At 63.7% G+C, this 21,858-nt stretch carries 21 protein-coding genes; 6 read left to right on the plus strand and 15 right to left on the minus strand.

All coding sequences use genetic code 11. The features are described from left to right. Positions 1-21 precede the first annotated feature (21 nt). The 5 genes from EDC64_RS18515 to tssH form a co-directional block, all read right to left on the minus strand. Positions 22-2,007, minus strand: a complete 1,986-nt coding sequence (locus EDC64_RS18515) for a P-loop NTPase family protein (protein ID WP_132034126.1) — start codon at positions 2,005-2,007, stop codon at positions 22-24. An 86-nt stretch (positions 2,008-2,093) separates the two neighbouring features. Further along, complete coding sequence (locus EDC64_RS18520) at positions 2,094-2,570, minus strand: Hcp family type VI secretion system effector (RefSeq protein WP_132034124.1); 477 nt, start codon at positions 2,568-2,570, stop codon at positions 2,094-2,096. Positions 2,571-2,673: 103 nt separating this feature from the next. Next, positions 2,674-3,693 (minus strand): methyltransferase domain-containing protein, encoded by a 1,020-nt coding sequence (locus EDC64_RS18525; protein ID WP_132034128.1) that lies wholly within the window; start codon positions 3,691-3,693, stop codon positions 2,674-2,676. A gap of 2 nt (positions 3,694-3,695) precedes the next feature. Continuing rightward, positions 3,696-4,079, minus strand: a complete 384-nt coding sequence (locus tag EDC64_RS18530; RefSeq protein ID WP_132034130.1) for a PAAR domain-containing protein — start codon at positions 4,077-4,079, stop codon at positions 3,696-3,698. Positions 4,080-4,102: 23 nt separating this feature from the next. Further along, positions 4,103-6,739 (minus strand): type VI secretion system ATPase TssH, encoded by a 2,637-nt coding sequence (gene tssH, locus EDC64_RS18535; protein ID WP_132034132.1) that lies wholly within the window; start codon positions 6,737-6,739, stop codon positions 4,103-4,105. 246 nt (positions 6,740-6,985) lie between these two features. Between tssH and tssJ the strand changes: the two genes are divergently transcribed. Continuing rightward, positions 6,986-7,534 carry a type VI secretion system lipoprotein TssJ gene (gene tssJ, locus EDC64_RS18540; RefSeq protein WP_132034134.1) on the plus strand — a complete coding sequence of 183 codons (549 nt, stop codon included), beginning with the start codon at positions 6,986-6,988 and terminating at the stop codon, positions 7,532-7,534. A 9-nt stretch (positions 7,535-7,543) separates the two neighbouring features. Here the strand turns inward: tssJ and EDC64_RS18545 are convergent, their stop codons facing one another. Both EDC64_RS18545 and EDC64_RS18550 read right to left on the minus strand, forming a co-directional pair. Beyond that, entirely contained in the window at positions 7,544-8,335 is a 792-nt protein-coding gene (locus tag EDC64_RS18545; RefSeq protein ID WP_132034136.1) for a MinD/ParA family ATP-binding protein, read from the minus strand. After that, positions 8,332-9,567 (minus strand): PP2C family protein-serine/threonine phosphatase, encoded by a 1,236-nt coding sequence (locus EDC64_RS18550; RefSeq protein ID WP_132034138.1) that lies wholly within the window; start codon positions 9,565-9,567, stop codon positions 8,332-8,334. The genes EDC64_RS18545 and EDC64_RS18550 overlap by 4 nt, the downstream gene beginning before the upstream one ends. 183 nt (positions 9,568-9,750) lie before the next feature. Here EDC64_RS18550 and EDC64_RS18555 point away from each other — a divergent pair, with 183 nt between their 5' ends. Beyond that, complete coding sequence (locus tag EDC64_RS18555; protein ID WP_132034140.1) at positions 9,751-10,545, plus strand: thymidylate synthase; 795 nt, start codon at positions 9,751-9,753, stop codon at positions 10,543-10,545. A 158-nt stretch (positions 10,546-10,703) separates the two neighbouring features. Next, complete coding sequence (locus EDC64_RS18560) at positions 10,704-11,513, plus strand: protein-methionine-sulfoxide reductase heme-binding subunit MsrQ (RefSeq protein WP_245504775.1); 810 nt, start codon at positions 10,704-10,706, stop codon at positions 11,511-11,513. A gap of 68 nt (positions 11,514-11,581) precedes the next feature. Here EDC64_RS18560 and EDC64_RS18565 read toward each other — a convergent pair whose 3' ends face one another. Together EDC64_RS18565 and miaA are read right to left on the minus strand one after the other, a co-directional pair. Further along, positions 11,582-12,898 carry a serine/threonine-protein kinase gene (locus EDC64_RS18565; RefSeq protein ID WP_165933815.1) on the minus strand — a complete coding sequence of 439 codons (1,317 nt, stop codon included), beginning with the start codon at positions 12,896-12,898 and terminating at the stop codon, positions 11,582-11,584. An 87-nt stretch (positions 12,899-12,985) separates the two neighbouring features. After that, complete coding sequence (gene miaA / locus EDC64_RS18570; RefSeq protein ID WP_132034146.1) at positions 12,986-13,927, minus strand: tRNA (adenosine(37)-N6)-dimethylallyltransferase MiaA; 942 nt, start codon at positions 13,925-13,927, stop codon at positions 12,986-12,988. Positions 13,928-13,954: 27 nt separating this feature from the next. On the opposite strand from miaA, the gene serB reads away from it, so the two are divergent. Next, positions 13,955-14,854, plus strand: coding sequence for a phosphoserine phosphatase SerB (gene serB, locus EDC64_RS18575; RefSeq protein WP_132034148.1), 900 nt, complete (start codon positions 13,955-13,957; stop codon positions 14,852-14,854). Positions 14,855-14,864: 10 nt separating this feature from the next. Here serB and EDC64_RS18580 read toward each other — a convergent pair whose 3' ends face one another. The 6 genes from EDC64_RS18580 to EDC64_RS18605 form a co-directional block, all read right to left on the minus strand. Then, complete coding sequence (locus tag EDC64_RS18580; protein ID WP_132034150.1) at positions 14,865-16,352, minus strand: Do family serine endopeptidase; 1,488 nt, start codon at positions 16,350-16,352, stop codon at positions 14,865-14,867. A 107-nt stretch (positions 16,353-16,459) separates the two neighbouring features. Then, positions 16,460-16,645 carry a DUF2065 domain-containing protein gene (locus EDC64_RS18585; protein WP_132034152.1) on the minus strand — a complete coding sequence of 62 codons (186 nt, stop codon included), beginning with the start codon at positions 16,643-16,645 and terminating at the stop codon, positions 16,460-16,462. Positions 16,646-16,658: 13 nt separating this feature from the next. Continuing rightward, positions 16,659-17,636 carry a protease modulator HflC gene (gene hflC, locus EDC64_RS18590; RefSeq protein ID WP_132034154.1) on the minus strand — a complete coding sequence of 326 codons (978 nt, stop codon included), beginning with the start codon at positions 17,634-17,636 and terminating at the stop codon, positions 16,659-16,661. Continuing rightward, complete coding sequence (gene hflK, locus EDC64_RS18595) at positions 17,633-18,796, minus strand: FtsH protease activity modulator HflK (protein WP_132034184.1); 1,164 nt, start codon at positions 18,794-18,796, stop codon at positions 17,633-17,635. The genes hflC and hflK overlap by 4 nt, the downstream gene beginning before the upstream one ends. Before the next feature lie 199 nt (positions 18,797-18,995). Continuing rightward, positions 18,996-19,271 carry a ribbon-helix-helix domain-containing protein gene (locus tag EDC64_RS18600; RefSeq protein ID WP_132034156.1) on the minus strand — a complete coding sequence of 92 codons (276 nt, stop codon included), beginning with the start codon at positions 19,269-19,271 and terminating at the stop codon, positions 18,996-18,998. Beyond that, positions 19,268-19,537: a DUF4169 family protein gene (locus EDC64_RS18605; RefSeq protein ID WP_245504776.1), complete on the minus strand. Its 270-nt coding sequence runs from the start codon at positions 19,535-19,537 to the stop codon at positions 19,268-19,270. The genes EDC64_RS18600 and EDC64_RS18605 overlap by 4 nt, the downstream gene beginning before the upstream one ends. A 201-nt stretch (positions 19,538-19,738) precedes the next feature. On the opposite strand from EDC64_RS18605, the gene fumC reads away from it, so the two are divergent. Continuing rightward, complete coding sequence (gene fumC, locus EDC64_RS18610) at positions 19,739-21,130, plus strand: class II fumarate hydratase (protein ID WP_132034160.1); 1,392 nt, start codon at positions 19,739-19,741, stop codon at positions 21,128-21,130. A gap of 114 nt (positions 21,131-21,244) precedes the next feature. Beyond that, complete coding sequence (locus EDC64_RS18615) at positions 21,245-21,853, plus strand: LemA family protein (protein ID WP_207916130.1); 609 nt, start codon at positions 21,245-21,247, stop codon at positions 21,851-21,853. Positions 21,854-21,858: the final 5 nt, after the last annotated feature.

Raw genomic sequence — 21,858 nt, forward strand, 5'->3', positions numbered from 1 at the left:
GGGACCGGGTAATTCATAATCCTATCGCGACGCAGGACGGAGATCTGCTTGATCAACGAAGTGAGAAGAAATGTTGATCTCCGCAATCACGGCGTGCAGTTGCTCTTTCACTGTTTCCCAGGACACAATGCCAATGAAAACATGAAAGAGATTGACGTCGCTGGTGACGGCACGCGCAAACAAATAGAGCATGACCTTTTCACGGTCGCTGGCTCCCTTGAATGTGCCGTCATAATATCTAAGCGTTGCGGTCTTTCTGTTGGTATCGCTGTATTCGAGCGTACGAGTCTGCTGATTGATCGTTGCGCCACCCATGTGACGTAACTTTTCATCATTGCTCACCCGGCCGATCGTCGTGGTATAGGTTTTTACGAACCCCGCGCTCTTCAGGGCGTCGACAGCTTTCTTGGGAACTTTGAATTTTTCTGAGAACCAAACGTCCAGCTTTTGCTGGGTTGCCGCAGCCTTCCAGACGGCATTCACGATCATATTCGAGGCTGCGAATATCGTAATAATTTCCTTAAAATGCCCCATATTATTGTTGGCGAAAAGAACCTTATTAATCGTTCCGATCATCGAGTCCTTGACCGTAACGATGTAATTTTCGCCCTTCTTCGCTGCTGTTGCAAAAGCGACAGTTGGGTTTCCCTCGTCTCGGAAGGTTTCTTTAATATTTTCCTTCTGAGCTGAAAGATTTCCGAGCGGCCCACTGGTATGTTGGCTACGTCCGATGAAAAGCCCGTCCCGGATGTTGGACTCGATCAATACGTCCAGCCCGGCTGCGCCAAACATCCCCATGAAAGCCACGCCCGCTCCGGTCTTGGAATGGACGGAAGCCTTAATGCCGGGATTGAGATAATAGGCCGTAATAACCAACGCGAGGATCCGAGCTTTATCTCCCTGATCTTCGCTGCTTTTGACCCATGGCTGCATGCCGGAAAACTTGGGATTACTTTTGATCGAGTCGAACTCTGTCTTGTAGGCCTCTAAAATATCACCGAATGAATCCACGACGCATGACGTGACAACGGCGACGATCAGGCTTCCGGAAAGTTCGACGGCCTCGCCAAACTTGTCGATGTAGCTTTCAACTGTGTCGCTTTCTTTTTCAAGACAGCTCTCGACTTTTCCAACTGCAGTGACAATCGTTGGATTGCTAACATTTAATCGAATATTTTCAAAAATCTTGTTATTTAAAAGTTGATTCTGAGTTATTGGATTTATTACTTTCCCAAAGCTATTTACAAACGCAGTCGGATCTTCGAGTGTTTTCTTCGCCTTTTTCTTGTCACGCTCTGCGAGGTAGCTGACAAGTGCAGATCCGACCGTGGTCTTGCTGGTGCCGATGGTTCCTGCGATGGCTGTTATGCCGGATCCAGGCATTTGCAGAAGGCCGTCCTTCGCCGACGTTGTCGCCTTAAAATCCTTATTGTAGGACGAGGAAGTGGCGACGCCCAATTGCAGATTTACTTCAGTCACACCCATTCCGGCGAGGCCCGTCACAAGCTTGCCGAGGCCACCAGTTGCAGCCGAAGAGAGAACGGGACCAACGAACGGCACAAAGCTGAGACCCGTCGCCAATGTCACGTCGAGCATTGTTGCCCAAACGGGTGTGGTCGGTTCAGGCGTCAGAGCTTTGGTGACCGCGACGACCTGGGAGGTGATCTTCGCGTGATTGCAGCGGTCAGTCAGATCCTTGATGGACTGTGCATAACTAGATGTGACGAGCTTTTCGCTGAAGATCAACTGCTCGGAAAGATTGCGAATGGCCTCTCTCATCCCCGCAAAGTTGACATGGTCGTACCCGTGCGGCGCCTTGGACATCCCGAGCAGATAATTGATGGCGATCGCAGTATAGATCGTCTTCAGTTTTTCCATCTTTGAGGTGACCGGTCCGAGATCGTTGGTGATCGTCGGATTTGCGAGCGGCACCGAGCGAAGCGTCACGGCGTTGGCGCCCTGCGAAATGGCAGCGACGGCTTTTTCCAACTCTCTGATGGTGGTCATGTGCCCCTCTGAACCATTTAGCGGCGAAAGGTAGGCTGACCGCCGTTTGTCGGTCGGCCTTTGCCCCTCATTGCGCTGTCACGACGTCACGAGCTCTTGGTGGTGGACATGTCGTAGGAGACGGTGACCGGGGTACCGGCCTTGTTGGTGCCGTCGTAGGGGGTGAACTTGAATTCGAGCTTGGTGAAGGAGATCGAGATCGATTCCGTCGGGCGGTCGCCGCTGGTGGAGACCGAATAGGACGAGATCAGCGCATTGGTGAGCGTGTAGGTGCAGAAGGTCACGCCGGGGCTGCCGGTCGTCGTCAGGTCGATCTTGACCGTCTTGCCGGCATTGCCGGTGCAGGCCTCGGTGAAGAGCTTGGGGGAGGAGGAGTCGAACATCTTGACGATCGACACTTCGCTCACCGACGGCTCGGAGGCTTCGCGGTTGGCGGTGGATCCGGAGACCGTCGAAATGCCGCGGCCGACGCCCCAGGAGAGCGACAGGACGTCGATCCACTTGGTGTGGTCCTGCTGCGTAGCTTCCCCCGGAATGCCGTCGTAATTCACATAGATGGCCATGGTTTTTCCCCCGTATTCCTCGCTTGCTCAGCGACGCGCGAGATCCTTAGCATCCATTTTTGACGGTCGCGCAACCGGAACGTCCCCCACGCTACGGAAAAGTTCAAGCCTTCCGTCCTGTAAAAAGAATGCACCAATAAGTCATTGTAGCTTGAGCGTGCAGGCGCAGATGCCATGCAAGCGTCACGGGTGCATCGCCGCTCAGGTTTTGGGCCGCCAGATGGCGGGTAACCTCTGCGGGCCCTTCGATCCACTGGGCTGGAGGTGTGGCGTGGCTTGCCCAGTCGAATGGAGTGGCAAGGGCATAGCCGCCGCCAATGCGAAGAATCCTTGCAAGTTCAGCGATCAAGCGCTGCGGATCGGCAACGCAGTCGAGAATGTTGAGGCCGACCGCGCGCCCAAACGTTCCGCTCGCGAACGGTGGGGCCAATGCGTCGGCGATCCAGAAATCCACCCTCTCGCTCCCCGGAAAGTTCGCGGGTGCTGATCGGCGTTCATAGCGAGTTCCCCCTTGGCGAAGGGGATAGGTGACGATGCCGTGATCGAGGGCCGTGCGGCCGACTTTGAGCAGGGGCCAATTGACGTCGATACCGAGAACCGGGGCCGATGTGGAAGCGGCGAGGCGGAATGTGGATCCCCCTACCGCGCAACCGATATCTAACGTCGGCCCCTCGCTCTGTTTAAGGCGCGTTACGGCGGCGTCGAGGCATGCCAACACGCTGCCCAACCCCGGTGACGAGTCGCCGACGCCATCGATATCTCCGTGAGACAGATCGCCAAAATGGCCGTGGCCATAGCTCGATTGCTGCTGACGCACGATGTTGAATGCGGAATCCGGGCCGGTGACTGCGCCGATCGCCGCCTCCGCCGCCTCGCTCTCGATCCCGCTCTGGAGCACGAGATGGAGATTGGCGGACAGCCAGCCGGCGAGATCCGGCACCAGAATCGGCGTCCCGCCGAGGATGGGATAGGCTTGGCCGCACCCGTCCCGACAGAGCAGCACCCCCGCGCGGACGCCCGCGTCATCTTCCGCGTCGGCGCATAGATCGAGGCGCACCTCCTGACCGCGCAGCCGGCAGGCCGGGCAGATGGGCCGCAACGTCTCGAAATGGAGCCGGCGCATGCTCAGCCGCCGATCATGACGGTCGGGCAGCCCGGCGGCAAAATGGTTCCGCTCGGGCTCGGGATCGGGGCGACGCAGCTCGAATGGAGCGTGCTGTCGCCGACCCGTGCCGCCGGCAGGCTGCCGATCAGCACGGTGGCGGATCCCTTCAGGATCATGCCCGGCCCGCCGGGCACGCAGCCGGCCAGCATGCAGGGCATGGTCGTGTCGGTCACCCGTGCCGCCGGCATGTTGCCGATCAGCACGGTCGGGCATCCCTTCATGATCGCGAGCGGCATGGCGGGATGCGGGACCGGGGTCGGCACCGGGGCAGGCGGATGCATGGGCGCATGGCAATGCGGGGCTGCCTGCAGTGCCTTGTCTGTCATGCGTGCGGCGGGGGGCATGGGCCGGCTCCGGTCGGGGCGTATCAGGCCACCGAATAGGTGAATTGTCCGTCCGGCCCGATGCCGACCGTCACGCGTTCAATGGGCTTCTCCTGCGCCAGAGCCTGCAAAATCTCCGCCGACATTTCCGGCAGCAGGGTGCGGGAGAGGATGTTTTCGATGTTGCGGGCGCCGGACGCGCTTTCGGTGCAGCGCGCCGCGATCGTCTCGATCAAGGCCGGATCATAGTCGAACACGGCCTCGTAGGCATCGGCCACCCGCCGGCGGATGCGCTCCATCTGGAGGACGACGATCTTGCGGATCACCTCGTCGGTCAGCGGCAGATAGGGGACGAGCGTGACGCGCCCGAGGAAGGCGGCCTTGTAATATTTCATCAATTCGGGCCGGAGCGCCTCGGCGAGGATGTGGGGCTCCGGTGCCGTGTCCGGGTCGGCGCACAATTTCGCGATCAGATCGGACGCGGCGTTCGACGTCATGATGATGATCGTGTTCTTGAAATCGATGTCCCGGCCTTCACCGTCCTTCATGTGGCCCTTGTCGAACACCTGGAAGAACACGTCTTGGACGCCCTGATGGGCTTTTTCCATCTCGTCGAGGAGGATCACCGAATAGGGCTTGCGCCGTACCGCCTCGGTCAGGATGCCGCCCTCGCCATAGCCGACATAGCCGGGAGGCGAGCCCATGAGGAGGCTGACCTTATGCTCCTCCTTGAACTCCGACATGTTGATCGTGGTGAGGTTCTGCTCGCCGCCATAGAGCAGTTCGGCGAGTGTAAGGGCGGTCTCGGTCTTTCCGACGCCCGAGGGGCCGACCATTAGGAATACGCCGAGCGGCTTGCGCGGGTCGGTGAGGCCGGCCCGTGAGGTGCGGATTGCCTGAACCACGGCATTGATCGCGTGCGACTGGCCGACGATCCGGCGCTCCATGGTCTCCTGCAGGGCGAGCACGTTGCGGATCTCGTCGGACCGCATCCGGCCGGCGGGAATGCCGGTCCAGTTCTGCACCACCTCGGCGATCGCCTGGCCGTCCACCAGCGGGAACACCAGCGGGTTTTCACCTTGAACGGTATGCAACCGATCGTGCAGCTCGGTGAACTCGGACTTCAGTGCATCCGTGTCGTCCTCCGGCGGCGCCGTCTCGAGCGCGGTGCGGATCGCCTGCAGCCGATCGACCAGCTCTTTTTCCTCCTGCCAGCGCGCGTCGAGCGCGGCCCGTTCCTCGACAAGTTGCGCACGTTCGTCCTCAAGCGCGGTGCGGCGCCCCCCATTCGCCGTGCCGACCGCCGCCTCCCGCCTCAGTAGCGCCAGCTCGGCGTCGATCCGGCCGACGCGCCGCTCGCGGTCCTCGATTGCGCCTGGAATGGTGGTCTGGCTCACGGCAACGCGTGCGCAGGCCGTATCGAGCAGCGACACGCCCTTGTCAGGCAGTTGGCGCGAGGGAATGTAGCGCGCGGACAGGCGCACGGCTTCGCCGATCGCTTCGTCGAGAATCCGCACCTTGTGGAACTTTTCAAGCACCGGAACGAGGCCGCGCAACATGGCGACGGCGAGTGGCTCAGACGGTTCCTCGACCTTTACGACTTGGAAGCGGCGGGTGAGGGCCGCATCCTTCTCGAAATATTTTTTATACTCCGCCCAGGTGGTCGCGGCGATTGTGCGCAGTTCGCCGCGGGCCAGAGCCGGCTTCAGCAGGTTCGCCGCATCGCCCTGACCGGCCGCGCCGCCGGCACCCACCAGATTATGGGCTTCGTCGATGAACAGGATGATCGGTACAGGTGAGGCCTTCACCGCGTCGATGACCGAGCGCAGGCGGTTCTCGAACTCGCCCTTCATGCTGGCGCCCGCCTGGAGCAGGCCGAGATCGAGCGTGCGCAGGCACACGTCGCGCAGCGCGGGCGGGACGTCGCCGGCCGCAATCTTCAGCGCAAATCCCTCTACGACAGCGGTCTTGCCCACCCCTGCCTCGCCCGTGAGGATCGGGTTGTTCTGGCGGCGCCGGATCAGGATATCGACGATCTGCCGGATCTCGTCGTCACGGCCGAGGATAGGGTCGATCCGCCCGGCCTTCGCTTCGGCCGTGAGGTCGACGGTGTATTGACCGAGGGCGTCGCCGCTCCGGCCGCCCGCCGCTGCCGGCTCGCTCGCGCCGGCCGGGCCGGCACCGGGCAGGGTGGCCGAAGTCTGCTCGCCCGACTTCGCCATGATGGCAGGGAAGTCCTTGCGCAGCGCGTCGACCGAAAGGGCGCGGAATTCGGAGGAAATGTCGTTGAGCCGGAGATTGAGGCTCTCGTCCGCCAACATGGCCCAGAGAAGGTGGCCGGAGCGCACCTGTCCAAGGCCGGAGACGATCGAGGCCAGCAGCCAAGCTTCCTTGGTGGCGGAGATGATGTCCGGCGACAGGCCGGGCGGGCGGCTGTTCCCGGAGCGCAGCCGATCGAGGCTGCGGCTGATGTCGAGCTGCACCCGTCCGACGTCGATGCCGTAGAGCGACATCATCACGGAAATGTCGCACGTGGAGTCTTCGAGCATCTTGGTTAACCAGTGCTCGACCTCGACCGCGTAATGGGTCCGCATCAGGGCGAAGCCCGCGGCATTTTCCAAGCCTGCGCGAGAGACCTGGTTCAAGCGCGAGATCAGCGGCTTAAGATCAATCGGAGTCATGCGTGTCGCCTCCCAACCCGTTCTGCCCGGCGCCAGCGCGATCCCCGGCCATCACCCACTCAATAGCGCGCAATATGTCGATTTTTTTTGAACCCCGGCGGCCCCTCGGGTAAAAATCATTAAGCACCCGCGCCGAACCTGATCAGGAATGTCATGTTTCGGCAATGAGTTTCGCCGAGAGCATAGCGCGATCGTGGCGGGTGAGAGGAGGGCCGCAGGGCTTCTCCAAGGGGGAGCCGAGACGGCGTGTCACATCCAATCAAGCGCACGGCGGATCGTCTTCGCCCAATTTCGCGGCGAGACGTTCTGCGCGGCGGGGCGGCAGCCCTGGCAGCCGGCGGCACGGCGGCTTTGGCCGGCTGCGGCAGCCTCCTGCCTCCGCCCAAACAGACCATTATCGGCATTCGGATCATTTCCGACGATACGATCAATCCCTCGCCCGCCGGGGTCGCCGCGCCGGTCGTGGTGCGGATTTACGCGCTGAAGAGCAATGTGCTGTTCCTCCAGAGCGACTTTCAGACCATGTTCAGCGGGGACGAGGCCTATCTCGGCAGCAGCCTCGCCTTCCGGCGGGAGGTTCTGGTCCCGCCCAACGCCAATATTCCGTTCAAGGCCGAAGTGGCTCCGGAGGCCGAATACGTCGCTGCGATGGCCCTTTTTCGGGCCAGCGATCAGTCGCAATGGCGCGTGATCTATGATCTGGAGCCGAGCAAGGTCAACGACCTCCAACTCAACGTATCGGAGAACCTTCTCTATCTGCAGCGCGTGATCGTCGGCAGCCGGCCGCTTCTTTGAGGCGTCTGCTCAGCTCTGCCCGCTGCCCGGAACGCTGCGCGCGATATAAGGCAAGACCTGCTTCAGGGCCGCCAGATATGGAGAATCTGGCCGCACCGCCTGGAGCACGCCGGCGCTGCCCAGCCGGATCAGATCCTCGCTGAGCGGCAGAACGCAGGCCACCGGCGTCTGGTAGGCGGCCTCGATCTCGTCCCGCAATTCGGCGATGTTCATCGAGGCGAGCGCCTTGTTGACCACCAGCACCAGTTGCGGCACTTCCAGCCGCCGCGCGAGCTCCAGCGTCACCGCTGTTCCCTGATAGTCCTGCTGGTCCGGGCGGAGCACGAGGAGGAGGCAATCGGAGACGGCGATCGACAAGAGAGTCTCCTCATTTACCCCCGGATGCGTGTCGATCAGGAGATAGTCGAGCTGCAGCTTCTGGCACAGGGCATGGATGCCTTGGTTGAGCAGTTCGACCGCATAACCTTCCTTCAGGATCCGGGCGATCTCGCCGGTGCGCATGCTGCTCGGCACGAGAAGGACGCGGCCCGCGCCCAAGGCGGCGCCCTGCGGCACGACCGATTGGGTGACGTCGATCACCGCGTCTTCGACCTCGCAGCGCCCCCAGAGGAAATCGTTGAGGGTGGAACGCATCGCATGCGGATCGACCCCGAACAGGGCGTGGATGCCGGGGGATCGGATGTCGACGTCCACGACGCCGACGCGATGGCCCTGCCCGGCGAGCAGCGCCGCTACATTGGCGGTGATGTTCGACTTGCCGGTCCCGCCTCGGTACGAATGGGTCGAGATGATGCAGGTCATCGTCCGTCTTCCCGTTTGCCGGTGCCATGGCGCGCGCGCATATCGCGCGCGCGCCGCTGCAGATCCTGGAAATATTCTGTTTCCACGATCTCCCCCACCTCGCGGCGGAACTCCTTTCGGTCGATATCGACTTTCAGGCGCTCGACCGTCACGGCGAGTTCGGCGTTCTCCTTGGCGAGCCGGCGGTTGGCCACCTCAAGATCGGCGTGCGCAGCCCGCAGGTCGTCGATAAGGCCCGTGAGGCGCATTTCCCGCGCTTCAACCTGGACCAGCATGAAACCGAACGATTCGGCGAGCTGGCGCAAGGTTGGCGAGGCATCCTCCGCAATGGTCATTTCGAACAATTCGTCAGCATGGCTGTAGCTGCCGTGAGCGATCTGCCAGCAGACCCGCTCGAGGCGCGCCAGCGCGCCGGTCTCCGGCCCGCGCTGCGTAACCTCCACCGGCACTTCGGTTGCCGGCCGGAGACGGATCGTGTCGTCGCGTTCCACGTCTCTGTCCTCATTCAAACCGGCGCCCATCATCCCCACCACGATCGCCGTCGCGTCGTCCCGGCCGCCAGCGTGCTGCGCCTCTTGGACGAGGCGGGCCGCAGAATCGCCGGTTCGATCCTGGAGCAGATGTGTCATCCGGTCATGGCCAACCGGGCCCGAAACTCCATCCGAGCACAGCAGCAAAACATCGCCCTGCCGCAGCGATATGACACAGGATTCGATCTCGATTTCGGGCTCCACGCCGACAGCGCGGGTCAGGACCGGCCGCTTTCCGCCAGTGTGATGAAGGCTGACCCAGGCGCTATGGTCCTCCGTCACCTGCGTCAGGATACGTTCGCGCAGCAGATAGAGCCGCGAATCGCCGGCCCAAAGGCAGGCCGCATGCTCTCCCTCGACCAGCAGGGCGACGAGGGTGGACCCCATGACAAAGGGGGGCTTTGCGTTGCGCCCGTCTTCGAACAAGTCCGCATTCGCGCGACGTATGCACGCTTCGGCGCTCTGAACCCGTGCCTCCCAGGCCGGGGGAAGGGGAAGCGCGTTCTCGAACGTTCGGATGATGCCCCAGCTCGCACGTTCACCGGCGGCAAGCCCACCGACGCCGTCGGCGAGGACAAACAGACCGTGGTCTGGTGCGCAGAGATAAGCGTCCTGGTTCCGCTCCCGTCCGGCGCCCTGGAGGCTTGCCGCGGAAGCCCGCAGGGGGGGTGCGTTCGCCCGTTCCGCCGATGCCCCAGCCATGTCGTCTCGCCTTCGCGCCGCAGCCACAGTGTCTTATAGCGCTTTCCCGCGCCGCGCATGCAGTCCGGTTGGCGTTGATCGAGGCGTGGATGGCGCCGCCATCGCCGCTCCGGCGCCTTGGACCGGGCCCGTGAAGGGGCTATGTCTGTCCAGTGACTGTCGGCCCGGCGGTGCGGAGCGCTGATGCAAGCCTATCTCGATCTGCTCCGGCACGTTCTGGAGAATGGTGTGCCGAAGGACGACCGGACCGGCACGGGGACGCTGTCCGTGTTCGGCCACCAGATGCGGTTCGATCTGTCGGCGGGTTTCCCCTTGGTCACGACCAAGAAGCTGCATCTGAAATCGATCGTCCACGAACTGCTCTGGTTTCTCGCCGGCGACACCAATGTGCGCTATCTGCGCGAAAATGGCGTCACGATCTGGGACGAATGGGCCGATGCGAACGGTGATCTCGGACCGGTCTATGGGCGCCAATGGCGCTCTTGGGCGGCCCCCGACGGACGCACCATTGATCAATTGACGCAGGTCGTTTCGGAGATCCGAAAGAATCCCGATTCCCGCCGGCTCATCGTCTCGGCCTGGAATCCGGCCGACATTGCCGATATGGCCCTGCCGCCGTGCCATTGCCTGTTTCAATTCGCAGTGGCGCGGGGGCGGCTCTCCTGCCAGCTCTATCAGCGATCCGCCGACATTTTCCTCGGCGTCCCTTTCAACATCGCCTCTTATGCGCTTCTGACCCACATGGTCGCGCAGGCGACCGGGCTCGAAGCGGGCGACTTCATCCATACGTTCGGGGACGCGCACCTCTATCGCAATCATCTCGATCAGGCGCGCCTTCAACTCTCCCGCGCCCCGCGCCCGTTGCCGCGGCTGGATCTGAACCCCAAGGTGACCGACCTGTTCGCCTTCCGCTACGAAGACATCGCAATCGCCGGCTATGAGCCGCATGCTCACATCAAGGCGCCGGTCGCGATCTGAGCGGGACGGACGGAGGAGACGTGCGGGTCTCACGGCGTTGTGCGCGCGGGGGTGTAACTTTCCAGGTTCCGGGCGCGTAAACAGGGCACGACCCTCGCGACGGACGGCAAATGAACCTCTTTCACGAAAAGTCCGGGCGATTTAGCCCGGAGAAGACGGTGGCGTTTCTCGCCGCCATTTTACCGGTCCTGTGGCTGGCAGTGGATGCAGCGATGGGAAATCTGGGCGCGCGGCCGTTGATGGCCGCGATCCATTTTACCGGGCTGTTCGCCGTCCGTTTTCTGCTCCTGAGCCTTGCCGTAACACCGGTTCGGCGGCTTTTCGATTGGCCGAAACTCGTGCTTGCGCGGCGCTGCCTCGGTGTTGCCGCCTTCGGCTATGCTGCGCTTCATCTGGCCCTCTATGTGGCGGACCAGGGCTTCAATCTCGCGACCGTCGGGCGCGAGATTGTCCTGCGTTTCTATCTTGCCATCGGCGCGATCGCCCTGGTTTTTCTGCTCATTCTCGCCTCGACCTCGTTCGACCGTGTCATCCGCCGGATGGGCGGGCGGCGTTGGCTGCTGCTCCATCGCAGCGTCTATCTGGTCGCGCCGCTCGCGCTCGCGCACTTCCTGATCCAATCCAAGCTCGACGTGACTGAGCCGATCATGATGATGGGATTCCTCATCCTCCTGTTCGGATACCGATTGGTGCAGCGTGTTCGGGTTGAATTGACGGCAGCGGTGGCGGGCGGGCTGGCGCTCATCGCTGGACTTCTGACGGCGCTGGGCGAGATCGCCTGGTACGGCCTCGCGACGGGCGTGGACCCCTGGCTGGTCGCAGAGGCGAATCTGACACCGGGCCTCGGCATCAGTCCTGCGCTTTGGGTTGCGGGCTCTGGGCTGGGGGTCGCGGGCGCCGCGGCCGTGTGGCGGCGGCTGCGGCCGCCCCGTGACAAAGCGGTGCGGCTGAAGGCGCGCTCGGCCTGAGGAAGGCGGCGGTCTCGGAAAGAAACAAACCCCGGTGGTGCGAGCGGAACAGAGGGAGGCGGCGGGGCTCAGGCATCCCGGCCGGAAAGATAGGCGAGGCGGAAGCCCCCGGCGTCGGCCGGTCGATCGGCTTTGTCGAACGACAGTGCGGCGCGCACCGCCTGTTCTTCGCCGGCCGAAAGCATCGGCAGTGACGGCGGTGTCAAGCCCTGCTCCTTGGCTTTCGCACCGGAGCGCCGACCGAACGGATGACGCCCGCTCATCAAGATGTGGATCATGCAGCCGAGCGCATAGACGTCGTCGCTCGAGTCCGGGGCGGCGCCGCTCTCCCGCTCCGGTGTGGCATAGGCCGGCGTCACCGCGGCCAGCGTGGTCGGATCGAAGGCACCTGTCTCGTCGGCCTGGAGCGCGGCGGAAATACCGAAATCCAGCAGCTTGGTGCGTCCGTCCTTGCACAGGAAGACGTTGGCCGGCTTGAGGTCTGCATGCACGACGCCATGGGCATGTGCGAAGGCGAGGGCGTCGATGACCGTCCGGATCACAGAGCGGGCGAGGGGGCTTCCGATGAAATTCGGCTCTTGCCGCATGACACGGTCGAGCGAGGTTCCCTCAAGCAATTCCATGACGATATAGGGTCGGGCCCCGTCGCGGTCGAAATCGTACACGGTGACGATGGCGGGGTGCGGCAGTTCCTGGGTGCGGCGGGTCTCGGCTTCGAGCGCCCGCAGCGAATCCGGATGCGCGCCGAATTCAGCATTCAGCAGCTTCAGCGCGACATAAGGCTGGCGCGCGCCGGTCTCTAGGCGTCGCCGGTCCACCGCCTTGTAGACGATCCCCATGCCGCCCCGGCCGAGTTCCGCGTCGATGACGAAACGGTCCCGCAGGATGGTGCCGATACCGGGTTCGCTCAGATCCACGCGCGATGGTCCGGCCGCGCCCTCCGCCCCGACTTGCGCCTGCTTGCGAAGCCGCAGCGAAAGGAAGGACTGAAGATCCTGGTCGAGCGAGCGGTCCCGTGCCGTGGTTTCCGGCCCAGAACCTTTCAAGGTGCGGTAGCGGTCGACGAGAGTCCCGACAAGGGCATCCTCCAGCCGTGCCTCGGCATTGCGCGGTGCTGCTGAGGAGGATGAAGCCGCTGCGATGTGCGGCTGCGTCGGCGGCTCGACTTCGGAGATCGCCTTCGCGTAGATCGCCTCGGCCAGCGCCAGAGCGAGGCGCCGGCCATCGATATGTCCTTGAAGACGCACCCGAAGTGCAGATGCACCGTCCGCGACTGCGCAGGCGGCTCTGAGGTCACGGGTGAGCGCGTCGAATGTCAGGCGGCCGGACAGAAACCGGTCGAGCAGGACGTCCACCTGCGCCCAGGGTCCCGGACCCTCCGGCATGCCCACCTCTCCGCCCGCTTCATGTCTTGTCATCTTACACGGTGTGCTCGGATGGTGAAGCCGTCGTCGCGGCGACACTCAGCCGGGTCAGCCAAGGACACGCAAGATCGTCTGAAGGGCCGCCTCGGGGGGGGCGCGCGGCCAGTCTGCCATCTGATGGCGGAACCAGGTTTCCTGCCGCTTGGCGTACCGGCGGGTGTCCGCTTTGCCGATCTCGATCGCCTCGGAGAGCGAGATTTCTCCCATCAGATGGCGGAACAGCGCGGGGACGCCGTGGGCCTTCAGAATCGGTCGCCCCGCCGGCAAGCCGCGCCGCATCAGGTCCACGACCTCCCGGAGCGCGCCCGTCTCGATCATGGCGTCGAAACGGGTGTCGATCCGCGCTTTCAAGCTGTCTCGGTCGGTATCGATCACCACGCGCACAGCGCGATCCTCGGCGATGAGGCCCGGTCCGGTGGCCTTCTGCCAGGCCGAGAGGGGCCTTCCGGTCGCCTCCAGCACTTCGAGCGCCCGCAGGATCCGCTGGCGGTCGTTGGGCTTCAGCCGGAAGGCGGTTTCCGGGTCGCGGGTTGCGAGGCGGCTGTGCAGGACCGGTGTTTTGTCCTCGATCGTATCCATCCGGATCTTAAGCCGCACGGCATCCGGGATCGGTGGGACGGGCGCCAACCCTTGCGTCAACGCCTTGAAATAGAGGCCGGTCCCGCCGACCAGAATAGGCAGCCGGCCAGCCTCGCGCAGGGCGGCGAGGGCGGCCGCAGCGTCGTCCAGCCAGCGGCCGACAGAATAATCCGCATCGCCATCGACATGGCCATAGAGCCAGTGACCGGCTTCGGCCTCGTCTCTGGCGGAGGGGCGTGCCGTCAGGATCTGGAGGTCGCGGTAGACCTGCATCGAATCGGCGTTCACCACCACACCACCGGTCGCCTTGGCGCAGGCGAGCGCCAAAGCGGACTTGCCGCTTGCGGTCGGACCTGCGATGAGCACCGCGTCCGGCTGCGCCCTGCGCGGGCGATCCGCGGGGGCTTGCATCAGGCCATCCTCGTCGGGATCTTCCCCATGGTTTATGTCGCGACCCTCGTTTCCAATCCCAAGACCGGCCCGCTGTCACGCGATCACGTCGCCGCCGTCCGTGCCGTTTTGCCGGGGGCCGGCGATGCGAGCGTGCTCGCGCCCGACACGGCAGTCGACATTCCCTTCGATCCCCCGCTCGGTGCCGATCCGCGCATCCTGGCCGAATCCGCCCGCGCCACGCTCGCCGGCGCGCCGATCGACGTCGTTGTCCAACTTGCGGCCGACCGGCGCAAGCGTCTCTTCCTGGCTGACATGGATTCCACCATGATCGGCCAGGAGTGCATCGACGAACTGGCGGATCTCGCCGGCATCAAGGATCACGTGGCCGCCATCACCGAGCGGGCGATGCGCGGCGAGATCGCGTTCGAGCCGGCGCTGCGTGAACGCGTCGCCTTGCTGCGCGGTCTCGCGACAGGCGTCGTCGACGACCTTTTGGCGACCCGGATCCACCTGACGCCCGGAGGACCCGAGCTTGTCGCGACGATGAAGGCGCATGGCGCCTATACCGTCCTCGTTTCTGGCGGCTTCACGCTGTTCACTGGTCCGATCGCGGCCCGAATCGGGTTCGACGAGAACCGCGCCAATGTTCTTTTGATCGAAAACGGAGCCTTCTCCGGCCAGGTGCAGGAGCCCATTCTCGGCCGCGACGCGAAGACCGCGGCCTTGATCGAGATCCGCGACCGGCTGCGGCTCTCGCCCTCCGAAACCCTTGCGGTCGGGGACGGGGCGAACGATCTCGGCATGCTCTCGGAAGCCGGGATCGGCATCGCGTATCACGCCAAGCCCAAGGTCGCAGAGGCCGCGCACGTTCGGATCGACTATGCCGATCTGTCCGCACTGCTCTACATGCAGGGCTATACCAGCGAGGACATCGTCCGTCCGTGACGGCGGGCCGTCAGGTCAGCGGGATGGCGACGAACTGAACCTGGCCCTCGGGATCGGCGACGAGGAGCAGAGCGGATTTCTTCCCGTCGCGCTTCAAGGCTTCGACCCGCTTGCGGATATCGGCCGGGCTCGAAACCGCTTCTTGGCTGACCTCGACCACCACCTGCCCGGGCTTCAGCCCCTTGTCGGCCGCGGCTGAGCCGCGGTCGACGCTGAGGATCACGACGCCAGCGACGCCCTCCTTGATCTTGAACTTGCGGCGCAGCTCGTCGCTCATCGCCGTCAGTTCGAGACCGAGCGAGCGCTGCGACGCGGTCGCTTTCGGGGAGGGGCTCGGCGTGTCGGCCTCGGCCTTCTTCTCGTCTTCCGGCATCCGGGCGATGGTGATGCGAAGGGTCTCTTCCTTACCCTTGCGGATCACGACCACGTCCACGTCCTTGCCGACGGGCGTATCGGCCACGATGCGCGGCAGATCGCGCATCTCCTTCACGTCCTTGCCGTCGAACCGCACCACGACGTCTCCGGCCTTGATGTCCGCCTTCGCCGCCGGGCCGCCGTCGCTCACACCACCGACCAGGGCGCCTCGGGCCCGACCGAGCCCGAGGCTCTCCGCGATCTCGTCTGTGACGCTCTGGATCCGCACCCCGATCCAGCCGCGCCGGACTTCCTTGAACTGTTCGAGCTGCGCGAGAATGGGTGCTGCGGTCGCCGAGGGAACGGCAAAGCCGATGCCGATCGACCCACCGGAGGGCGAGATGATCGCCGTGTTGATGCCGATGACCTCGCCCTCCATGTTGAAGAGGGGGCCGCCGGAATTGCCGCGATTGATGGCGGCGTCGGTCTGGATGAAATTGTCGTAAGGACCGGAATTGATGTTCCGGTTGCGGGCCGAGACCACCCCGACCGTCAGCGTGCCGCCCAGGCCGAACGGATTGCCGATGGCCATCACCCAGTCGCCGACGCGCAGCACGTCGGAATTGCCGAACTTGACGGCCGTCAAGGGCTTTTCCGGCTTCACCCGCAGCAATGCCAGATCGGTCTTGGGATCGCGCCCGACCAGTTCGGCCTTCAGCTTCGAGCCGTCGTTGAAATTGGCGTAGATCTCGTCGGCGTCGGCAATCACGTGATTGTTGGTGACGATGAGACCCGCCGGATCGATCACGAAGCCCGAACCGAGGGAGGAGACCCTGCGCGACCTGTTGTTGTTGCCTTCGCCGTCATCGGGCTGCTGGCGGCGCTTGAAAAATTCGTCGAAGAAATCCTCGAAGGGCGAGCCGGGCGGCAATTGCGGTGTCGGCACGCCGCGGGAGGCCGCGACATTCTGAGAAGTGGAGATGTTCACCACGGCGTCCATGACGATCGCCGCGGTATCGGCCACCGTGTCGGGTCCCTTGGCGGAGGCTGAAAAAGCGGGTGCGGGTACGGCGCAGGTCAAGGCCGCAACGAGGGCGAGGCCCGGCACCGACAAAGCGGACAGCAGACGGCTTCCAGCGGACATGACCTCTCCTCGCGGGATAGCGGGTGACGCCGAGGCGCAGACACCGCCGGATCGTTATGCGTCACCCGCCATTGCGGCGGAATAGCGACTGGCACGAGTGTGCCGCATCAGCCGCGCACAAGCCAAACCACAATCACGCCAACAGCGCCGACAAGAAGACCGCTGATCCGCAGCGGGGTCTCCGGCGCTTTGAGCACCGCTTTCACGGCACTGCGCCAAGCGCCGGGAAATGCCGCAAGAACGAGCCCTTCCAGCACCAGGACGAGACCGATGGCTGCCAGAAGGTCCCGCATCTCCACCCCCGGCCTACTGGGCCGGGGCTGGGGCGACCGGCGGAATGGCGGTGCCGGCCGCAGGTGCGGGCGCCCGCGAGGGAGGCGCGCCCGGGGCGATCGCGGGCGGGTCCAGTACGCCGCCCATGGGATCGGAGAAGTAACGGAAGAACAGGCTGGAATCCGGGTTTAGGACAAGCCTCGTGTCGTTCGATCGCAAGCTCGCCTCGAAAGCCTGCATCGAGCGATAAAAGGCGAAGAAGTCCGGATCCTGCCCATAGGCCTGAGCGAAAATCTTGTTGCGCTCAGCGTCGCCTTCACCGCGCATCTGCTCGCCGGTCGAATTGGCTTCGGCCACGATGATGGTGGCCTCGCGTTCCGCCCGAGCCCGGGTCCGCTGGGCGGCCTCGTTGCCCTGCGCACGGATTTCGGCCGCCTCGCGCTGGCGTTCCGTCTGCATGCGCTGGAACACCGCCTGGCTATTGGCTTCCGGCAGGTCGGCGCGCCGAATCCGCACATCGACCACCGTGATGCCGAAATTGGCGGCTTCGCGATTGACCTGTTCGTTGATGCGCGCCATCAGCGCCTCGCGCTCGTCGCGCACGACGCGGGTGAAGGTGCTCTCGCCGAGCACGCGGCGCAGCGCCGAATTCAAGACAGTGGCAAGCCGCGAATTGGCCGCCTCGATCGACCCGACCGACTGATAGAATTTCAGCGGATTGGAAATCCGATAGCGGGCGAACGCATCGACCACCAGCCGCTTCTGATCGGACGCGATCACTTCCTGCGGCGGGTTTTCCAAATCGAGGATGCGGTTGTCGATATAGACCACCGTGTCGATGAACGGGATCTTCCAGTGCAGGCCCGGCGTGGTGATGGGGGGCAGGGGGTTGCCGAGGCGAAGCACAAGCGCCTGCTGGGTCTGGGTGACGGTGAACGCCGCGGAATAGACCCCGAACAGGACCAGCACGACAATGACGGCGATCAGACCGCCTGTGAACGGATTTCTCATCGCGCGGCTCCTTGGCTCTGGGTGCCCTGCGGGGCTGCGCCGACCGGCGGCGCTGGACGGCGGCCAAGCTCGCCGAGTGGCAGGAACGGAACCACGCCTGTCGTGCCGCCGGCCCCGGCCGTTGCGGTCGAGCCTTGGTCGATCAACACCTTTTCCATCGGCCCCAGCACGCGCTCCATAGTTTCGAAATACATGCGCTGACGGGTGACGTCCTTGGCCGTCAGATATTGTTCGTAGATCTTCAAGAAGCGATCGGCCTGGCCGCGGGCTTCGACGACCGTGCGCTCGCGGTAGGCCTGGGCGGCATTGTCGATGCGGGAGGCTTCGCCGCGCGCTTCGGGGATGACCCGATTGGCATAGGCCTGCGCCTCGTTCTGCGACCGCTCGGCGTCAGCGCGGGCGGCTTGCACGTCACGGAAGGAATCGATGACCTGGGCCGGAGGATCGACCTTCTGCATCTGAAGCTGGGTGATCCGCACGCCGGCCTTGTACTCGTCCAGGGTGCGCTGCATCAGTTCCTGCACGCCGGTTTCGATGGTCTGGCGGGCACCGGTCAGGATCGGCTGGATGTTGGTGCGGCCGATCACCTCGCGCATCGCGCTTTCCGCCACGGCCTTGATCGTCCCCTCCGGGTTTTGAACGTTGAAGAGGTAGTTCTCCGCATTCGAAATGACCCAGAAGACCGCGAAGTCCACGTCGACGATATTCTCATCGCCGGTGAGCATGAGGCTTTCCTCGGGAACGTCGCGTACGACCGGGCTGCCGCGCCGTGCGTCCTCGCCGATCCGCATGCCGATATCGATCCGGTTGACCCGGGTGACCTTCGGGGTCTCCACCGTCTCGATCGGGTAAGGGAGGTGGTAGTTCAATCCTGGCTGGGTGAGCTGGACGAAGCGGCCGAAGCGCAGCACCACGCCCTGCTCGTCGGGTTCGACACGATAAAATCCAGACAGAAGCCATCCGGCGATCAGGAGGGCGACGAGAAGGATGATCCCCTTCACGCCCATAGAGCCCGGCATCATATGCCGCAGCCGGTCCTGGCTGCGGCGAATCAAGTCTTCGATATCAGGCGGCGTTGGTCCGGACGAGGAAGGCCCGGTTCCCCAGGGCCCGCGAGGCCCGCTTCCCCAGGGACCTCCGCTCTGATTCTTCCACGACATCCAACGTCTCCAGTCGAGCGCCACGATCACCGCGGTCTGAGGCTGCGGTCCAGCTCAGTCCACACGTCGCTGGCGCACATACCGAGCCCAATAGCGTCGGTACGCGCGGCGCCGCAAGTTGCGGGTTATAAGAAGGCACGCGCCACGTTTCAACGTGGCGCGTGCCTCGCTTGTCCATCAGATAGGGGAGCGGCCCCGCTTACGCAACGGGAGCGCCGGCTCCGGTGCGTTCGTTCGAGCCGTGAGGCCGGCCGCCTGCGGCGTGCCCGCGATAATAATCGAGCACGAAAAGGCGAATCGCCGAGGACAGGTTGCCCTGGGTCCGTGAGGAATCGATGGTCGCCACCAGATCCGACAGAGTCAGCCGGCGGCCCGCGGCGATTTCCTTCAGCGAGTCCCAGAAGGCATCTTCGAGACTGACGCTGGTCTTATGGCCGGCAATGACGATCGACCTCTTCACCACGGGGCTTTTCATGTTTTTTCCCTCTCCGTGAGCAAATGGCCGTCAAGTCTTCGGGTGCGTTGCTGGCGTTCCAGATCCTGAGCCGCGCGTTCGGCCTTTGTACGGCCGAAAGCGATCCGGTTCTGGGCCGCCTGGTCTTCGGCCTTGCCGCGAGCCTTGGCCTTCCGCACGCGCCTGAGATTGACGATCTCGCCCACTTCAAACCTCGACGTTCGGCATGGTTCCCCCCAAAACCGCGCCGGGAATTTCCCGCATCGCAAATGACCCTTGCGCTTCATTTCCCCGAAACGATGCGGATCAAAGCATTTAGCCTGGGATCCAGGGCGAAGCTATGGCAAATGTGCCGCCATTCTTCCCTCCCAAAGTACCTCCCCCTAACTATTTTGCATTGCCGGCATCACCTGACTTGGAGCACTTCCCTCGGGAGCGTCGGCGAACTAGAAGCCAAGCGGCTTCAGACATGTGGAAAGGCGAGCGAGATGACTGCCACACGCACGGAAACGGACACGTTCGGGCCGATCGAAGTTCCCGCCGACCGTTATTGGGGCGCGCAGGCCCAGCGCTCCGTCGGGAATTTTAAGATCGGCTGGGAGCGCCAGCCGGCGCCAGTCATCCGCGCTTTGGGTGTGATCAAGCGTGCAGCCGCCGAAACGAACATGGCGCTCGGCAGGCTCGATCCGACGATCGGCGCGGCCATCGTGAAGGCGGCCAGCGAAGTGATGGAGAACAAGCTCGACGACCATTTCCCGCTGGTGGTCTGGCAGACCGGGTCCGGCACCCAGTCGAACATGAACGCCAATGAGGTGATTTCGAACCGCGGCATCGAGATGATGGGCGGGCAGATGGGATCGAAGAAGCCGATCCATCCGAACGACCATGTCAATATGAGCCAGTCGTCGAACGACACCTATCCGACTGCGATGCACGTGGCCTGCGCCGAGGAGATCGTCCACCGCCTTCTGCCAGCGCTCCGCACGCTGCGGAACGCCCTGAACGACAAGGCCGAGCAGTGGAAGGCCATCATCAAGATCGGCCGCACCCATACGCAGGATGCGACGCCCCTGACTCTCGGGCAGGAGTTTTCCGGCTACACCGCCCAGGTCGAGCACGGCATTGCGCGCATCGAAATGACGCTGCCGGGTCTGATGCAGCTGGCCCAAGGCGGGACGGCGGTCGGAACCGGGCTCAATGCACCGGTTGGGTTCGCCGAGAAGGTAGCCGAGCACATCGCCGCCATCACCCAATTGCCGTTCACCTCGGCGCCGAACAAGTTCGAGGCGCTCGCCGCGCACGACGCCATGGTGTTTTCGCATGGGGCCATCAATACGGTGGCGGCGTCGCTCTTCAAGATCGCCAACGACATCCGCTTCCTCGGTTCGGGGCCGCGCTCTGGTCTCGGCGAGCTTTCGCTGCCGGAGAACGAGCCCGGCTCGTCTATCATGCCGGGCAAGGTCAATCCGACGCAGTGCGAGGCCATGACCCAGGTCTGCGTCCAGATCTTCGGCAACAATGCCGCCCTGACCTTCGCGGGAAGCCAAGGCCATTTCGAATTGAACGTCTACAATCCGGTGATGGCCTACAACTTCCTGCAATCGGTTCGCCTGATGGCGGATGCGGCCAACAGCTTCACCGAGCATTGCGTCGTCGGCATCACGCCGCGCGAGGACAACATCAAGGCCGCGCTCGAGCGGTCGCTGATGCTGGTCACGGCCCTGGCACCCAAGATCGGCTATGATGCCGCCGCCAAGATCGCCAAGACGGCCCACCACAACGGAACCACCTTGCGCGAGGAAGCGGTTGGCGGCGGCTATGTCACCAACGAGGAGTTCGACGCGGTCGTCCGCCCCGAGAAGATGATCTCGCCCGGCTGACGCCGCCTGCGCAGACATTGGACGACCGGACGTGCGGAGCAAGCGCGCTCCGCACGTCCGGTGCGAGGTACAGATTCGTCCTCGGACGCGGCATATCACCGGGAAGGCTTCGCCATGATCGCCCTTATTGCTCCCGCTCCCCGCATCCGGCTCGCGTGCCTGCTGCTGCTCGCGCTCGTCCTCTCCGGATGCGGCGTCAACACCATCCCGACCGAGGAGGAGCGAGCGAAGGCGGCGTGGAGCGAGGTCCTGAATCAGTATCAGCGCCGCTCCGATCTCATTCCGAATCTCGTGGAGACGGTGAAGGGCTATGCGCAGCAGGAAAAGGACGTCCTGACTTCCGTCGTCGAAGCCCGCGCCAAGGCGACCTCGGTGCGGGTCGACGCTTCGACTATCACCGACCCGGCCCAGTTCAAGCAGTTTCAGGACAGCCAGGCGCAGCTCTCCGGCGCCCTCGGGCGGCTGATTGCGATTGCCGAAGCCTATCCAGACCTCAAGTCAAACCAGAACTTCCTCGCCCTCCAATCCCAGATCGAGGGAACGGAAAACCGCATCGCCGTCGCGCGGCGCGATTATATCGAGGCGGTTCGGGTCTATAACACCGAGCTGCGCACCTTTCCCGGAGCGCTCTGGGCGGCGACGCTCTACCGGGCGGCGCGGCCGATGGAAACTTTCACGATCTCGGAGCAACAGATGCAGGTGCCGAAGGTCAAGTTCAATTGACACGG

The sequence above is a fragment of the Aquabacter spiritensis genome (genome assembly GCF_004346185.1).
Taxonomy (GTDB): Bacteria; Pseudomonadota; Alphaproteobacteria; order Rhizobiales; family Xanthobacteraceae; genus Aquabacter; species Aquabacter spiritensis.

Coding starts and splice junctions, on each gene's coding strand:
- EDC64_RS18585 (WP_132034152.1), bottom strand. CDS start 16,645: ATGCGGGACCTTCTGGCAGCCATCGGTCTCGTCCTGGTGCTGGAAGGG.
- EDC64_RS18580 (WP_132034150.1), bottom strand. CDS start 16,352: ATGTCCGCTGGAAGCCGTCTGCTGTCCGCTTTGTCGGTGCCGGGCCTC.
- EDC64_RS18545 (WP_132034136.1), bottom strand. CDS start 8,335: ATGACCTGCATCATCTCGACCCATTCGTACCGAGGCGGGACCGGCAAG.
- EDC64_RS18515 (WP_132034126.1), bottom strand. CDS start 2,007: ATGACCACCATCAGAGAGTTGGAAAAAGCCGTCGCTGCCATTTCGCAG.
- EDC64_RS18555 (WP_132034140.1), top strand. CDS start 9,751: ATGCAAGCCTATCTCGATCTGCTCCGGCACGTTCTGGAGAATGGTGTG.
- EDC64_RS18600 (WP_132034156.1), bottom strand. CDS start 19,271: ATGAAAAGCCCCGTGGTGAAGAGGTCGATCGTCATTGCCGGCCATAAG.
- serB (WP_132034148.1), top strand. CDS start 13,955: ATGGTTTATGTCGCGACCCTCGTTTCCAATCCCAAGACCGGCCCGCTG.
- EDC64_RS18615 (WP_207916130.1), top strand. CDS start 21,245: ATGATCGCCCTTATTGCTCCCGCTCCCCGCATCCGGCTCGCGTGCCTG.
- hflK (WP_132034184.1), bottom strand. CDS start 18,796: ATGTCGTGGAAGAATCAGAGCGGAGGTCCCTGGGGAAGCGGGCCTCGC.
- EDC64_RS18525 (WP_132034128.1), bottom strand. CDS start 3,693: ATGCGCCGGCTCCATTTCGAGACGTTGCGGCCCATCTGCCCGGCCTGC.
- EDC64_RS18550 (WP_132034138.1), bottom strand. CDS start 9,567: ATGGCTGGGGCATCGGCGGAACGGGCGAACGCACCCCCCCTGCGGGCT.
- tssH (WP_132034132.1), bottom strand. CDS start 6,739: ATGACTCCGATTGATCTTAAGCCGCTGATCTCGCGCTTGAACCAGGTC.
- miaA (WP_132034146.1), bottom strand. CDS start 13,927: ATGCAAGCCCCCGCGGATCGCCCGCGCAGGGCGCAGCCGGACGCGGTG.
- hflC (WP_132034154.1), bottom strand. CDS start 17,636: ATGAGAAATCCGTTCACAGGCGGTCTGATCGCCGTCATTGTCGTGCTG.
- EDC64_RS18565 (WP_165933815.1), bottom strand. CDS start 12,898: ATGCCGGAGGGTCCGGGACCCTGGGCGCAGGTGGACGTCCTGCTCGAC.
- fumC (WP_132034160.1), top strand. CDS start 19,739: ATGACTGCCACACGCACGGAAACGGACACGTTCGGGCCGATCGAAGTT.
- EDC64_RS18520 (WP_132034124.1), bottom strand. CDS start 2,570: ATGGCCATCTATGTGAATTACGACGGCATTCCGGGGGAAGCTACGCAG.
- EDC64_RS18605 (WP_245504776.1), bottom strand. CDS start 19,537: ATGAAGCGCAAGGGTCATTTGCGATGCGGGAAATTCCCGGCGCGGTTT.
- EDC64_RS18530 (WP_132034130.1), bottom strand. CDS start 4,079: ATGCCCCCCGCCGCACGCATGACAGACAAGGCACTGCAGGCAGCCCCG.